General features: G+C 58.3%; 12 protein-coding genes. 8 read left to right on the top strand and 4 right to left on the bottom strand.

What is annotated here, in order from left to right; translation table 11 throughout:
* The first annotated feature begins 162 nt into the window (after window positions 1-162).
* Entirely contained in the window at window positions 163-597 is a 435-nt protein-coding gene (locus tag ABLN87_RS01035) for a hypothetical protein (RefSeq protein ID WP_353006583.1), read from the top strand.
* Here the strand turns inward: ABLN87_RS01035 and ABLN87_RS01030 are convergent.
* The 4 genes from ABLN87_RS01030 to ABLN87_RS01015 form a co-directional block, all read right to left on the bottom strand.
* Window positions 594-1,169, bottom strand: a complete 576-nt coding sequence (locus ABLN87_RS01030; RefSeq protein WP_353006581.1) for a DUF924 family protein — start codon at window positions 1,167-1,169, stop codon at window positions 594-596. The two genes, ABLN87_RS01035 and ABLN87_RS01030, sit on opposite strands and share 4 nt — an antisense overlap.
* A 109-nt stretch (window positions 1,170-1,278) precedes the next feature.
* Window positions 1,279-2,550 carry an MFS transporter gene (locus ABLN87_RS01025; RefSeq protein WP_170530557.1) on the bottom strand — a complete coding sequence of 424 codons (1,272 nt, stop codon included), beginning with the start codon at window positions 2,548-2,550 and terminating at the stop codon, window positions 1,279-1,281.
* Between the two features lie 113 nt (window positions 2,551-2,663).
* Window positions 2,664-3,710, bottom strand: a complete 1,047-nt coding sequence (gene queA, locus ABLN87_RS01020) for a tRNA preQ1(34) S-adenosylmethionine ribosyltransferase-isomerase QueA (RefSeq protein WP_353006578.1) — start codon at window positions 3,708-3,710, stop codon at window positions 2,664-2,666.
* A 44-nt stretch (window positions 3,711-3,754) separates the two neighbouring features.
* Complete coding sequence (locus ABLN87_RS01015) at window positions 3,755-7,141, bottom strand: DUF3971 domain-containing protein (RefSeq protein ID WP_353006576.1); 3,387 nt, start codon at window positions 7,139-7,141, stop codon at window positions 3,755-3,757.
* 68 nt (window positions 7,142-7,209) lie between these two features.
* Between ABLN87_RS01015 and ABLN87_RS01010 the strand changes: the two genes are divergently transcribed.
* From ABLN87_RS01010 to ABLN87_RS00980, 7 genes are all read left to right on the top strand, one after another.
* Complete coding sequence (locus ABLN87_RS01010; RefSeq protein ID WP_353006573.1) at window positions 7,210-7,671, top strand: peroxiredoxin; 462 nt, start codon at window positions 7,210-7,212, stop codon at window positions 7,669-7,671.
* Between the two features lie 87 nt (window positions 7,672-7,758).
* Window positions 7,759-8,577 (top strand): ferritin-like domain-containing protein, encoded by an 819-nt coding sequence (locus ABLN87_RS01005; protein ID WP_353008361.1) that lies wholly within the window; start codon window positions 7,759-7,761, stop codon window positions 8,575-8,577.
* A gap of 175 nt (window positions 8,578-8,752) precedes the next feature.
* Window positions 8,753-10,081: a M23 family metallopeptidase gene (locus tag ABLN87_RS01000; RefSeq protein WP_353006570.1), complete on the top strand. Its 1,329-nt coding sequence runs from the start codon at window positions 8,753-8,755 to the stop codon at window positions 10,079-10,081.
* Entirely contained in the window at window positions 10,071-10,571 is a 501-nt protein-coding gene (locus ABLN87_RS00995) for a bactofilin family protein (protein WP_170530561.1), read from the top strand. Before ABLN87_RS01000 ends, ABLN87_RS00995 begins: the two co-directional genes overlap by 11 nt.
* Window positions 10,572-10,681: 110 nt before the next feature.
* On the top strand, window positions 10,682-11,491 hold the full coding sequence (locus ABLN87_RS00990; RefSeq protein WP_353006567.1) for a zinc-dependent peptidase: 810 nt from the start codon (window positions 10,682-10,684) through the stop codon (window positions 11,489-11,491).
* Window positions 11,492-11,605: 114 nt separating this feature from the next.
* Complete coding sequence (gene aqpZ, locus ABLN87_RS00985; RefSeq protein ID WP_353006564.1) at window positions 11,606-12,295, top strand: aquaporin Z; 690 nt, start codon at window positions 11,606-11,608, stop codon at window positions 12,293-12,295.
* A 148-nt stretch (window positions 12,296-12,443) separates the two neighbouring features.
* On the top strand, window positions 12,444-13,733 hold the full coding sequence (locus ABLN87_RS00980; protein WP_353006561.1) for a hypothetical protein: 1,290 nt from the start codon (window positions 12,444-12,446) through the stop codon (window positions 13,731-13,733).
* Window positions 13,734-13,739 lie beyond the last annotated feature (6 nt).

Below are 13,739 nucleotides of genomic sequence, written 5' to 3'. Positions count from 1 at the left end.
TCAAAGCGCATCAACACGGCACATCCGCGACAAAAGCGACGCGAGGAACCAGCAGCGAAAAGGCGCTGTTTTCAACCTATACCCAGGACTTCCCAAAGGCTAGAACAGAAGAACCTTAGGCAATTTCATAGTCTCAACCCCAGTTTATTCGAAAGGCTTCCCATGGCCAAAACATTGAAAGATCTTTTGCTCGCGCTGCTCAATGCCACCCTGATCCTGGTGGCCCTTTGCCTATTTCTTGGCTGGAAACTAGCGTCGAGTGTGGAGGGTATCTCGGCTAATTTTTCGGATATCATTCAAGTCGTTGCCCCCTTGCGCGACGAAGCCCAGGGCATTCGCGGAGAGCTAACTGCCCTGCGCAGCGAACTGGCAGCTCTGCCAACGGATGGCAGCGCTTTGGATACGGCCACCACGCAGCGTATTTCCATGACGCTGAATCGTTTGGACGCGATTGAAGACAGTTTGAAATCTGCTCAGACCCAGTTCTCCGACCTGGCCGAAGAACCTGATGTGTTGGTGGAGACGGCCATCACCACCGCAGGCGATGTGATCACCGAGAAGGTTCTGGCCATTCGCGGATGCGTGCCCGAGGTTTAACCCCCAGCCTGTAATTCCCGCACTGTCGAGCCATAGCCGCCCATGCTGACATAGGCCATTTCATGTTCGGTGGAATGGCGTGACAAAGCCTCATTCCGATAGGGGAACCGGCCGAATTTGCGGATCACCTCACGATGGGCGCGTGCATGCAACAGATTGCTGGGCTCGCTGCTGAGGTTTTGGCAAATCAAACGGACACAGCGTTCCTGGTCGCACAGGTTTTCTGAATGCATCATCGGCAAATAGAAGAACTGCCGCGCCGGTTCATCGATCTTCAGGTCCCAGCCTTTGTCGACCGCACATTTGGCTGCGGCCAGCGCAGCCCGATCGGTTGAGAACGCCCGCGCACTGCCCCGAAACATGTTGCGCGGAAACTGATCGGTCAGAATGATGTATGCCAAGGCACCGCTGGGATAAGTCAACCAAAGCGAAAACTTGCCTTCGGTCGATGCTTCCCAGGTTTTAAGAAAACGATCACGGATTTTTGCGTCCAAGGCATCATCCTGCAGATACCAACCGTCTGGACCAACTTCATCCAACCAAAAACTCAGTACGTCTTCAGGCCCTACCATTGCCCTAAACTCCGTCTTGTGCCCTCCCCAGGGACGTAACGTCATTTATGGCCATTTTACAGATTTGTGACAGTAACATATTGCAACATTTGCGACATATTTTCGTGTCTTAAGCTGTTTCCTGCGCATCCTGCTCGGCCTCGGCGGCTTCAATGGCCACTTCCTGCGCCACCTCAAACGCCACAGGCGAGGCTGTGGGGTAAAGCGGCGACATCGTACCGGTCTCGTCAACAGGAACCGTCGGACGCTGTGTGGTCCGATAAAGCGCATAAATCGCGGTCATGAACAGCAATGCGGCGAGGAACAGGAAAAAGCCCTGCGGGCCAAAGACCTCATCGCCCATTAACCAACCCGTGATCAGCGGACCCGCAATGGCACCCAGGCCGTTGATGAACACCAATCCGCCTGAAGCTGCCGCCATATCCTCGTGATCAAGAAAGTCGTTCGCATGCGCAATCAGCAATGAATAAAGCGGGTTCGACAGACCTCCGATGACAAACGCCGACCCAAGCAGAACAGGATAGGTCACGCCATAGATCATCCCGACCACGGCACCAACGCCACCTGCGACCGAGACCAGCGTGATCAGCAGGCGGCGGTCCATTCGGTCCGAGAACCAACCCAGCGGATATTGAAAGACAACCGCGCCGATATAAAACGCGGCCACAAAGGTCGAGATCTCGAACAGCGACAACCCGGCCCGCGCGCCGTAAACCGCCGACATACCAAACTGCGCCGAGAACACGCCGCCCAGAAAGAACATACCAACGCAGGCCAAGGGCGACTTTCCAAGCAGCTCGCGCAATGTCATCGGCTTGGTTGAATCGAATGCAGGGGTTGGCGAGATGGACAGCAAAATCGGCGCGAATGAGATCGAAACCAAAATCGAGGCGATAACAAAGGTCTGATAGCCAGCCGGGTCCCCGAGCAGAACCAAGCCCTGCGCGCTGATGATGCCGGTCATCTGAACGATCATGTAAAGCGACAGAGCCTGCCCACGGTTTTCATTGCTGGCTGCGTTATTCAGCCAGCTTTCTGCGGTCACGTACACGCCCGAGAAACAGAAGCCGATCACAACACGACCCAAGACCCAGGCTATCGGGTCGGTCAGCATCGGATACATGATCATGACAGCCGAGATGAACGAAGCGAGCGCCGCAAAGACGCGCACATGGCCAACGCGGCGGATCATCTCGGGCGCCAGACGTGATCCGCCCAGAAAGCCGACAAAATAGGCAGACATCACGAAGGACATCTCGAGCGTCGAGAAGCCTTCGATCTCACCACGCACACCCAGGATCGTGCCCTGCAGGCCGTTGCCGACCATCAACAGCCCCATTCCCAGCAACAACGCCCACGCGCTGGACAGAACCTGAATCATTGGGGCCTCCGGGTAAATGCCGATCAGAATACGGATTCGTTGGTGCGATCAAAAACCGCCTCGGTCGCGCTTGTCTACGACATTCCTGGAGTTCGCCGCCTGAAACGCGGCCCTCACGGGATCAAAAGCGACGAATCTCCGTATGAGAAGAAACGATATTTCTGAGCGATTGCATGATCATAGAGCTGCCGCATCCGGTCCTGACCCATCAGGGCGGACACCAGCATCAACAAGGTGGATTTGGGCAGGTGGAAATTGGTCATCAGCGCATCGGTTACATGGAACTGAAAGCCGGGGTAGATGAAGACGTCAGTTTCACCTTCCCAGGCCTCGATCTGCCCCGGGCGCGCAGCGCTTTCGATCAGGCGCAGCGCTGTGGTGCCCACCGGGATGACGCGTCCGCCTGCGGCTTTGGTCGCGCGGATCTCATTTGCGGCTTCCGCGCTGACTCGTCCCCATTCGGCATGCATCTTGTGGGTGGTCACATCCTCGACCTTCACCGGCAGAAACGTACCCGCGCCTACGTGCAATGTCACATGGCTGAAGGTGATGCCCCGTGCGGCCAAGGCCTGCATCAGCGCCTCATCAAAATGCAGTGATGCGGTTGGCGCAGCCACGGCACCTGCATTTTGGGCCCAGATGGTCTGGTAGTCGGTCTTGTCCTGCTCATCCGCCGGGCGTTTGGCGGCAATGTAAGGCGGCAAAGGCATCGCGCCTGCCTGTTCCAGCGCCGCGTCGAAATCATCACCAGTCAGGTTGAAGCGCAGAAAAGCCTGACCGTCCTCAACCCGATCCAACACCGCTGACAAATCGTCCGAGAAGACGATCTCCTCCTCTGGTTTCACCTTTTTCAAAGGTTTGACCAAGGAGGTCCAACAGCCATCTGACTGCGGCTCTAGCAAGGTTGCTTCGATCGCGGCAGAGACTGGGCCCTGCGCGCTATCTCGGTGTCTGCGCCCGCTCAAGCGCGCCGGGATCACCCGTGTGTCGTTCAAAACAAGGCGGTCGCCGGCTCGCAACCAATCGGGTAGATCGAAAACGTTGCTGTCGGTGACCCTATCCCCTTTTGCAACCAGCAAACGCGCCGAGGATCGCGGATTGGCGGGCCGCGTGGCAATCAGGTCTTCGGGCAGGTGGAAATCAAAATCGCTGAGTTTCATGGCCGCGCCTTACAAGGCCAAAGCAGATTCGGCCATATCCCGGTTCAATTGTCCCGAGGCGGTGATCCAAAGGTCCGCTTTGGCTCATCCGGTTTCTGGCGCTGCGCATTCGGCCCGTCCGAGACGGTGGGTGCCGGGGGGCGCAACAGATTGCGCAGGAACAACGGGGCCAATCCGGACAGAGGGTTCACCGACACTCTTGGTGCGCTCAGTGGGCCAGTGAGAGAATAGTTAAAGCCGATGATCCCCTCACCCTTGCGGGTCAGCACGCTGCCGATGGCATTCACCAGGTAGATTGGCGAGATCGCACCACGTAGATCCAGCCTGCCGTTCACCGTATCAATAATGCCGTCGAAAGACAGACCCATCGACGGGCCAACGGCGCTGCCGCTTAGCACTTTGATTTCGGTCGGCGTCAGCCTCATCCGGCTGTCGATGGATGAGAAGAAGATCCCCTGCCCAGCCATCTCATCCAGTAGACCCACAAGGCTGATGGCATTCAGCAGCGCCGCCATGGCAGGGGCGTCGGTAATGCGGGTATTTATGATCTTGAGGATCACGTCATAGCTGTCGGGCGCGGTTACTGGCTCAAGCTGCAAATCCAGATCGCCCCCCTTTGCCTGTGTCAGCACCCCGGCAGCGCGCAAAACGGCCCCTGCGTCGTCAGAGGTCAGGCTCACAGCGCTGCGATTGCCACGCGGCGTCACCTGCCCCTGAACCGCAGCATCCCCGTTCACGCGCGCTCGAAAGCTTCCATTGACCCCGCCCGTGGTTTGAAAAACCCCCTGAAATCCGGTCAACGCCACGGTTTCGGTGACCTGCAACCGATCCAGCGTCACGTCCACCTGCGATCCTTGGCCCGAGCCGCCTGCGCCCCCGTCTCCAGCGCCGAATTGCGCGCGGCCCAGGTTCAGCACGCCCCCCAGCACGCGGATGTCGGGCGGTCCGGCCTCGCGCCCGATCAGCACCGCCGGGACGGCCAGCCAATCACCCACATCAAATGAGCTGAAGCTGACGCGATCAAACGCCCCATCTTCACGGAAGGAAATCGCGCCTTTGGCCCGCAATCCAGCCGCGTTCAATTGCAAGCTATCGACACTGATCTGATCTCCCAATGTGGCTTCAATACTGAGCGTTCCGCTGCTGCCCGCAGCTTTGCGCCAGCTGAGTTCCGGGATGGCGAGTGCGACCCCCCGCAAATCAGACTGGGCCGACAGTTTCGGCGGTTCCCCTGCACCGATCCCGAGCGTGATGTCGGCCGTGCCTTTCCCCGTTAGCATCCCGCGTGGCAGCCCCGCCTTCAGCGCTTCCATCAGTTTGGGAGACAACTCAATCTGGCCGGTCAATTCGCTGCGCTGCGCCGTTTCACCATTGATGGGTTGCCGCCAACTGGCCTCGATCGGCACATCACCGAAAAGGCCCTGCCCTGCGATCTGCACGCCAGTTTGATCGCCATTCAAGCGCAGGGTATCAGCGGTAACAGAAAATCCGGGAACCAGCCTATCGCTGCTTAGGTTGTCTAGATCGCCATCAAAATGGAACTGGGTCTCCTGAAACTTCAGCTTTTTCTTTAAGGGCAAAGACAGCGTACCGCTTAGCGAAACGGTACCATCAGCCAGATCAACTGGCAGATTGGCTTTGCTGAGCAAGGACAGCGGTGGTCGATCCAGCAACGACAGCGCGGCTGTCACACTGCCTGAGGCTTTGATGCGGGCAATGGCGGGGGCGGATTTCTTGATATCCGTATCCGGGATAATGAAGGACGTTCCCGACGCGTCCACCGGACCGCCAGCATCTGCGACAACAATCCCGTTCTGCGCTGTTGCCGTGAACCTGTTGTTGATCAGGCTGGCCTGACCTTGCGCGTTTTCAATCGGGGGCAGCGTTTTTACAAACCGGATCGTTGCGTCTTCGAACCCGAAATCCAGATAAAGATCGGGTTTCGATCCGGGCCGCAGCCGCAATGCGAAGTCCATATCCGACAGCTTGCCCTGATATAGGTTCTTCGTGACCCATTCGCGCGGCTTCGGGGCCAGACGTTCAGGCCAATAGCCAAGCACCTGATCCGAGGTCATGCGATCCAGATGGGCATCCAGATCAACGGACCAGCCCTCTTCCAGCCCGACTAGCTCACCCGATGCGCGCACACGATGTTCGCCGTCTTCGACTGTTATCTGTCCGAGGCGCAACTTGAACGGAGCAAAGGTCATTTTGAAATCAAGATCCGCCTGCCGCAGCTTCAAAGCCTCGGGGAACAGCCCCGCCGGATTGGCGTCGATACCGGTGAATCGAAGCTGCGCATCAAGGCTGTCCAGCGTACCATTTTCGACGCCCTGCAAATAGGCCTTACCGGACGCCTGCACCGCCCCCCAAGCCGAGACAACCGATACTTCGTTAAAATCGATCTCCTGTCGCGTGGGCTCATAGGTGAAATAGGTTCGGGCCGAATCAAACGGCACCGGGCGCGTCTCGGGCGTTGGCTGCACCACACCGGCCCCCAGATTGAGCGTTGCAAACAGCGAACCGACTGCGCCTTCTCCATCGATGCTGCCCCGCAACGCGCCAGAGATTGGCGTACGCAGAACTTGCAGCCATGCCAACGCAGGGCTTTGGCCGTAGACATCCTCGGCAGGTAGATCCGTGATCGTGACCCCGAACCGCGCCTCGGGCGTGCCCAGGACGCTGGTGTAATTGGCCTCGATCCCGCTGACAAAGTCGCGCCCCGAGAGGACCGAGAAGCCCGTTGCCAGTCGCATTTCGTTGTCGTTGCGGGTGATCTGGATATGCCCGCCATCCATGATCCATGACCGACCCAGTCGCAGATCGCGGTAGTCCAGCGTGATCGCGTCCAGCCGGACGGATGTAAGGGCCGAGAGCATCGGAGACAAAAAGACATCATCCGAGGTTTCGATCAGCTGCGCCAGGTTGGGGGCCTGCTGAACTGGTGAACTGTCAGTGCCAACCGTGAGGGTCAGCGCCCCATCCAGGCCTCGCGTCAATGAAATCTGAGCACCGCTCAGCAGGATGCGCTTGGGCCGGACGTGGCCGCGCAGTAAGGGGCGCATGGCCAGGCTCGCCCGCATGTCCGACACCTGCGCGATTTGCTGGCCCGCCGCATCCGCGATGCTGACATCTGTCAGGCGCAGGCGTGGGCGCCAGCCTTCATTGATGATAAAACTGACATCGCCAAACCGAACCTGTAGCCCGCCAAGGCTCTGTTCCAGCCGCGCCTCGACCCGATCCCGTACCCAGGCCGGGGCATGCATGCGCTGGCCGATCAGCATGAAACCCGCAATTAGCGCCAGCACCACCAGCAGGACGGCCCCGCGCATGGCCCAGAGCCCTGCAACCCGGCGGCGCGAGCGGCGACGCGGGGCAGGTTCCGGCGGATCGCCCCCTTGCTGTTCCTGCTGCGCCAATTTGCTGTCCACGCCTTTTAACCCGCTGATATCGCCCTATGATGTCGGGCAGCCCTTAAAACCCTATTGCGGAGTATCCAATGCCCGACATTTCAGACATGGCCCCCGATTTCACCCTGCCTCGTGACGGAGGTGGCGAGGTCACCCTATCTGACCTGCGCGGCACAACCGTCGTTTTGTTTTTCTATCCCCGTGATGATACGCCGGGCTGTACCAAGGAATCCATCGGTTTCTCGGAACAACTTCAGGCCTTTGCCGATGCAGGTGCTCAAGTTTTCGGCATCTCGCGCGACAGCGTTGCCAAACATGACAAGTTTGTCGCCAAGCACGGGCTGACCACGCCGCTTTTGTCCGACGAAAACTCGACCGTCTGCGAAGACTATGGTGTCTGGGTTGAAAAGAACATGTATGGCCGCAAGTCGATGGGAATCGAACGGTCCACTTTCATCATCGACGGCGAAGGCCGCATTGCGCAGCTTTGGCGCAAGGTCAAGGTGCCTGGCCATGTTGATGCCGTGTTGGATGCTGTGAAGGCGATGTAGGCCTCTCGACCCCGGCGGCCATCCGGTTTATGCCGCAGCCTTGCATTTATCAGGCGGAGCGCAGCCGTGACCAAAACACTGACCCAGATGGCCACCGAGGTTCTGACAACAGCGGACGGGCGGGAAAAAACCGCCCTTTCGAAACGCCACGCCGCCGCGTGGTTCGCCGCCCGCAAAGGTGAGGCCGAGACGATCGAGATCGGCACCGCGACGCCCCCCTTGCAACCCGCGCGTCCGGACAAACCCGAGCTGCTGTCTCCACGCGAAGTTCCCAAGCGGAAACCGGGAACCGAGGCTGGGCGGATCGCTCTGCTGCACGCCGTTGCCCATATCGAGCTTAATGCGGTCGACCTGCATTGGGACATCATAGCCCGGTTTGGGCATGTCCCGATGCCCATCGGATTCTACGACGACTGGGTGAAATGCGCCGAGGAAGAGTCGCGCCATTTTGAGATGGTCTGCGACTGCCTGGAACAGATGGGCAGCTCTTACGGTGCCCTGCCCGCGCATGCAGGTATGTGGCGTGCGGCCGAAGACACGGCAGAGGACTTGATGGGGCGTCTGGCCGTCGTGCCCATGGTACTGGAAGCCCGCGGGTTGGACGTCACGCCCGGCATGATCAACATCTTTCGGAAGGCCAAGGCCGATCAGGCCATTGCGGCGCTGGAAGTCATCTACGCAGAAGAGGTCGGGCATGTGGCCTTCGGGTCCAAATGGTTCCATTTCCTGTGCGGACGTGAGAATGCCGATCCCAAGGATGTGTTCCACGACTTGGTGCGACGCTATTTCCATGGCGTCCTGAAACCGCCCTTTAACGAAGAGAAACGCGCCGAGGCAGGATTGCCGCCAGATTTCTACTGGCCCCTCACCGAAGACTTACCCCGGCCCGGCACCGTCTCAGATTGATCCAAATAGGTTAATTTAGGCGAATTCCTGCCGATGACACAGGGTAATTTCGCAAGCTTCGCTTCAAATTGGTCAGCAAACTTGCCCGATGTCCCGGTCCGCTTTATGAAATCCCCCCAAGGGACGGAGATTGCACCACGACCGGTCCCGATCTTGGGGATGAGAGGTAAGACGCGTGAGAACACGTCTGGCAATAAAGTTTCACTCATGGCTCGAACGCCGTTTCCCGGAACGCCGGGTTTTTCTTAAATCAGATCAGGACACCCGGTTCATCCGGCTAAGTTCCGAGACGCAGGTGGTCGCTGTTGCCGGTGTCGCGGTGATTGTTGGCTGGACGGCGCTTTCGACCGCGATCCTGCTGATGGACAGCATTGGGTCAGGCAACTTCCGGGAACAGGCGAAACGCGATCAGGCGACCTATCAGGAACGGCTGAACATATTGTCTGCTGAACGGGACGCCCGCGCGCAGGAAGCGCTGGCCGCACAGGATCGGTTCAATGCAGCCCTTGCGCAGATTTCGGCAATGCAGTCGGAACTGCTGTCCTCGGAAAACCGCCGCCGCGAGTTGGAAACCGGGATCGAGGTGATCCAGACGACCTTGCGCACAACCATGAAACAGCGTGAAGAGATCCGCACTGAACTGACCGAGCTGAAGCAGGACAGCGACGGATCAGAGATGTATCTGGCGTCGGTCGGCGACCCGGCGCAGATGGAGTTCATGACCGACGCATTGGCGCGCACCGCCGAAGAACGCGACCAAGTCGCCGCCGATGCGCAGACCGCGCTGGATCAGCGCGACGAATTGGAGCTGGAAATCCGCCTGATGCAGGAACGCAGCGACGAGATCTTCCGCCAATTGGAAGAGGCGATGGTTATCTCGGTCGAGCCATTGGACAAAATGTTCCGTCAGGCAGGGATGCCAACAGATCGTATCATCGAAGAGGTCCGGCGCGGATATAGCGGTATGGGCGGTCCGCTGACCCCTTTATCGATGAGCACCCGCGGCGAGAGTGATCTCTCTGCCGATGAGGTGCGTGCAAACCAGCTTCTGCAACAAATGGACCAGCTGAATCTGTACCGCATCGCGGCGGAGAAGGCGCCCTTTGCTACCCCAGTGCATTCTGCAGTTCGCTTCACCAGCGGCTTCGGCTCGCGCCGCGACCCCAAAACCGGCGGTCGCAGGATGCACAATGGCGTGGATTTTGCCGGCCCTCAGGGCACCGACATCTTTGCAACTGCCGATGGTGTGGTCAGCCATGCCGGGTGGCAATCCGGCTTTGGCCGCCTTGTGAAGATCAAACATGCCTTCGGGATTGAGACACTTTATGCTCATAACACCAAGATCAACGTAAAGGTCGGCCAAAGGGTCTCGCGCGGGGATCATATTGCTGATATGGGTAGCACCGGACGGTCCACCGGCACGCATTTGCACTATGAGGTGCGCGTGAACGGGAAACCTGTAAACCCAATGACTTACATCAAGGCTGCGAGAAATGTTTTCTAAGAGCAAAATGAACGAGCCCGGATCCAAGGAAACTGAGGCGGCAAAACCTGCTGCTCCGGCGACTCCGGCGGCCCCTGCCCCATCCGAGACCAAGGCCAGCACCGCGCCCAAGCCAAAGCCGCCCGCGTCGGTTCTGTCCTCGGACCTGCACATCACCGGTAACATCAAGACAACCGGCGACATTCAGGTTGAAGGCACTGTCGAAGGCGACATCCGCGCGCATTTGCTGACCATTGGTGAAACCGCCACGATCAAGGGCGAAGTCACCGCGGACGACGTTGTGGTCAATGGCCGTATCGTGGGCCGCGTGCGTGGCCTGAAGGTCCGCCTGACCTCGACCGCTCGAGTTGAAGGCGACATCATTCACAAGACCATCGCAATCGAAAGCGGCGCGCATTTCGAAGGCTCGGTCCAGCGTCAGGACGATCCGCTGAACCCCGGTCGCAGCGGCAAATCCGGCGGCAACCCTGCGGCGGACGTCAAGCAGTAAGCCTAACGCGAAGCAGATTTCTGAAACGCCGCAGGACAATCCTGCGGCGTTTTTCTTTCGACGCCCGATTTGCGTTTCCCGCCGGGCAGGAACTGGCATAGGGTCGGATCATGTTGATACTCCTCAGCCTTGTCGCCCTGATCGCCTGTGCCATCGCCTACTACCTGTGGTCGCGCCGTCAGGCCCGCGCCCGGTTGCTGGCCACCACGCTAACAGCTTCGGAACGACAGCTGGTCGAGACCATGGTACCGATCGTTCGACGGTTGCCACCTGATTTGCGCAGCAAGTTGGACGGTAAGATGACCCTGTTTCAGGATCAGGTTCGCTTCTTTGGCTGTGATGGGCTTGAGGTCACAGAAGAGATGCGCCTTTCGATCTCGGCTCAGGCCTGCCTTCTGGTTTTGAACACCGACATGTGGTTCGACAATCTGACGACCATTCTGATCTACCCGAATGCGTTCAAATCCCGCCAACAAATGCGCAGCGGCTACGTCGTGACGGAGAAAGAAATCATCCGCACCGGAGAAAGCTGGAACCGAGGCCCGGTGATCCTATCCTGGGCGCATAGTCGGCAAGGGGCCCTGAACGACCATGACGGGCACAATGTTGTCTTTCATGAGTTTGCGCATCAGATCGATGATCTGTCTGGCGGCACAGATGGCGTACCCGTCCTGAGCCGAGGGCAGAGCTATGCCGATTGGGAGCGCGTCTTTGTCGCCGCCTACGATGCCCATGTCCACGCGGTTGAAACCGGAAGACCCACTGTCATCGATCCCTACGGCGCCGAAGGGCATGAAGAGTTTTTCGCCGTCTCAGTCGAGGTTTTCTTTGAACGCCCAAACGCGCTGAAAGACAGTGTGCCCGATGTCTATGAACAGCTCTCACTGCTGTTTCAACTGGACCCGGTCAGCTGGACTTAATGCAATACACGTTATCTGTGACACGTTCCCCAGAAAACTCCCCGTGCCTGTAAATTTAACAAAAGGCATCTTCTGAACTAAACTCAAACCCATTGGTTTATCGGAGGAGTTTTCATGTCATCAAAACTTATGGCCGAGTTTTTCGGCACATTCTGGCTGGTTCTGGGCGGATGCGGCAGTGCGGTTCTGGCCGCTGGTGTGGCAGATGTAGGTATCGGATGGCTGGGTGTATCCTTCGCCTTTGGCCTGACTGTCCTGACCATGGCCTATACGGTTGGCCATATCTCGGGCGGGCATTTCAACCCGGCGGTCAGCCTGGGGCTGATGATCGGCGGGCGGTTTCCAGCCAAAGACCTGTTGCCCTATTGGGTCGCTCAGGTCATCGGCGCTATCGCGGCAGCCGTCGTTCTGTATCTGATCGTCAGCGGCGCGCCCGGCTTTGAGGGCGTCGGCGGATTTGCCTCAAACGGATATGGCGACGCCTCACCTGAGGGATACTCAATGATGTCCGCTTTGGTGATCGAGATCGTGCTGACCGCGTTCTTCCTGCTGGTCATCCTGGGTGCGACCTCAAGCGGCGCCCCTGCCGGGTTTGCCCCGATTGCGATCGGTCTGTGCCTGACGCTGATCCACCTGATCTCGATTCCGGTGACCAACACATCGGTGAATCCGGCACGGTCTACCGGTGTTGCGCTGTTTGCCGATGGCCCGGCACTTGCTCAGTTGTGGCTGTTCTGGGTGGCGCCGCTGATCGGTGCTGCAATTGGCGCACTGATCTGGAAAGTGATGTCTCCCGACGACTAACCTGAACAAAACGGCGCAGCCAAAGGGTTGCGCCGCTTGATCTGATACAAGACACACATTCCGTCGGAATTCCCGCCCTGATAACTGCCAGGTTGAATTCCGCCCGAAAGCCGCGAATATCGCTGCGTATGTGTAAGAGTTTCTGTTCATGACCTCGCGAACCGGTTTTAAGCGTCCCGCATCGGCCATCCCGGCCTCAACCGGGTTGGTCGCGATCTTCAGTATCCCGATCCTGCACTATCTGTGGCCCGCGATGCCCGGTGTTTCAGACCGCGATCAAACCGTGCTGTTCGCCCTGACCGTATTTGGTTTGATGGTCGCGTCAGAATTCGCCTTTGCCAAGCTTCACCGCATGCCCGGCAGCGGGCTGGTTTTCAAGGCGCAGAACTTTCGTGATGCTGGCTATATTCAAGATTTTCAGGTCAAGCTGGTCGGACTGGCGGCCAGTGCCGGATTGCTTGCCTTGTTTTATTGGTCAGCGGACCTTTATCGCGGGGATTGGTATTCACCCTTCTTTTCGCTGCTCGCCGACTACTGGTGGTTAATTCTGGCCGTCGTTCTGGCGGTTGTCACTTCGGTGCATTTCATGATGCGGCATCCGCGGGATGGGATGTGGCATCTGGGGCGCGTGGTTCTGACCTTTGGGCAGCAATCCACCCGCACTCGCGGCCTCAAAGTCTATCTGCTGGGCCTTTTGGTCAAAGGCTACTTTCTACCTCTGATGTTCTGCTATCTGGTCTATGACTGGACATTTTTTCAGTCGCGATCCTTGTGGGAGATGACAAGCTTCCCCCAGGTCTATGAATACCTGTTCCGCTTTTCATTCTTCCTTGATCTGACCGTTGTTGTCATCGGCTACGCAACGGCCACCCGGCTGCTGATGTCCCATATCCGATGGACAGAAACCACCGTCAGCGGCTGGCTGGTCTGCCTGGCCTGCTATGCGCCGTTCTGGCAGGTACTGTCGCGGGACTATTTCAACTACACCCAAGAGGGGTTCGCCTGGGGTGCGTGGCTGTGGGATTATCCGGTTCTCTACACGATCTGGGGCTGCACGATCCTGTTTTTCCTTGGGATATACTGCCTGACAGCGGCCCGTATGGGGCTTCGGTTTTCCAACCTCACCTATCGCGGACTGGCCTGTGATTTCCCCTATAATCTAAGCAAACACCCCTCGTACATCAGCAAGAACATCAGCTGGTGGCTTGTCTCGATCCCGTTCATCGCGGTGGATTTCTGGACCGGAGTGGCCAATTGCATGGCCCTGCTGGGGGTGAACTTCATCTATTTCATGCGCGCCTGGCATGAAGAACGGTGCCTGTCACAGTCGCCATCGTACAGGGCCTATCAACAGCATATTAGGGAAAACGGGTTGCTGGCCCGGATCAGGCGTGCGGCGTTTCCAGCGGCACAGCAAGCGTCAGAAAAGGTGAACTAGGTCACG

Source organism: Ruegeria sp. SCP10 (assembly GCF_040329495.1).
Taxonomy (GTDB): domain Bacteria; phylum Pseudomonadota; class Alphaproteobacteria; order Rhodobacterales; family Rhodobacteraceae; genus Ruegeria.
Note: the sequence above shows the minus strand (reverse complement) of the source record. Positions and strands in the feature narration are given on the sequence as shown.

Excerpts from the sequence above, each read along its gene's own strand:
- ABLN87_RS01010 (WP_353006573.1), top strand. The coding sequence starts at position 7,210 with ATGCCCGACATTTCAGACATGGCCCCCGATTTCACCCTGCCTCGTGAC.
- ABLN87_RS01005 (WP_353008361.1), top strand. The coding sequence starts at position 7,759 with ATGGCCACCGAGGTTCTGACAACAGCGGACGGGCGGGAAAAAACCGCC.
- queA (WP_353006578.1), bottom strand. The coding sequence starts at position 3,710 with ATGAAACTCAGCGATTTTGATTTCCACCTGCCCGAAGACCTGATTGCC.
- aqpZ (WP_353006564.1), top strand. The coding sequence starts at position 11,606 with ATGTCATCAAAACTTATGGCCGAGTTTTTCGGCACATTCTGGCTGGTT.
- ABLN87_RS00995 (WP_170530561.1), top strand. The coding sequence starts at position 10,071 with ATGTTTTCTAAGAGCAAAATGAACGAGCCCGGATCCAAGGAAACTGAG.
- ABLN87_RS00990 (WP_353006567.1), top strand. The coding sequence starts at position 10,682 with ATGTTGATACTCCTCAGCCTTGTCGCCCTGATCGCCTGTGCCATCGCC.
- ABLN87_RS01030 (WP_353006581.1), bottom strand. The coding sequence starts at position 1,169 with ATGGTAGGGCCTGAAGACGTACTGAGTTTTTGGTTGGATGAAGTTGGT.
- ABLN87_RS00980 (WP_353006561.1), top strand. The coding sequence starts at position 12,444 with ATGACCTCGCGAACCGGTTTTAAGCGTCCCGCATCGGCCATCCCGGCC.
- ABLN87_RS01035 (WP_353006583.1), top strand. The coding sequence starts at position 163 with ATGGCCAAAACATTGAAAGATCTTTTGCTCGCGCTGCTCAATGCCACC.
- ABLN87_RS01025 (WP_170530557.1), bottom strand. The coding sequence starts at position 2,550 with ATGATTCAGGTTCTGTCCAGCGCGTGGGCGTTGTTGCTGGGAATGGGG.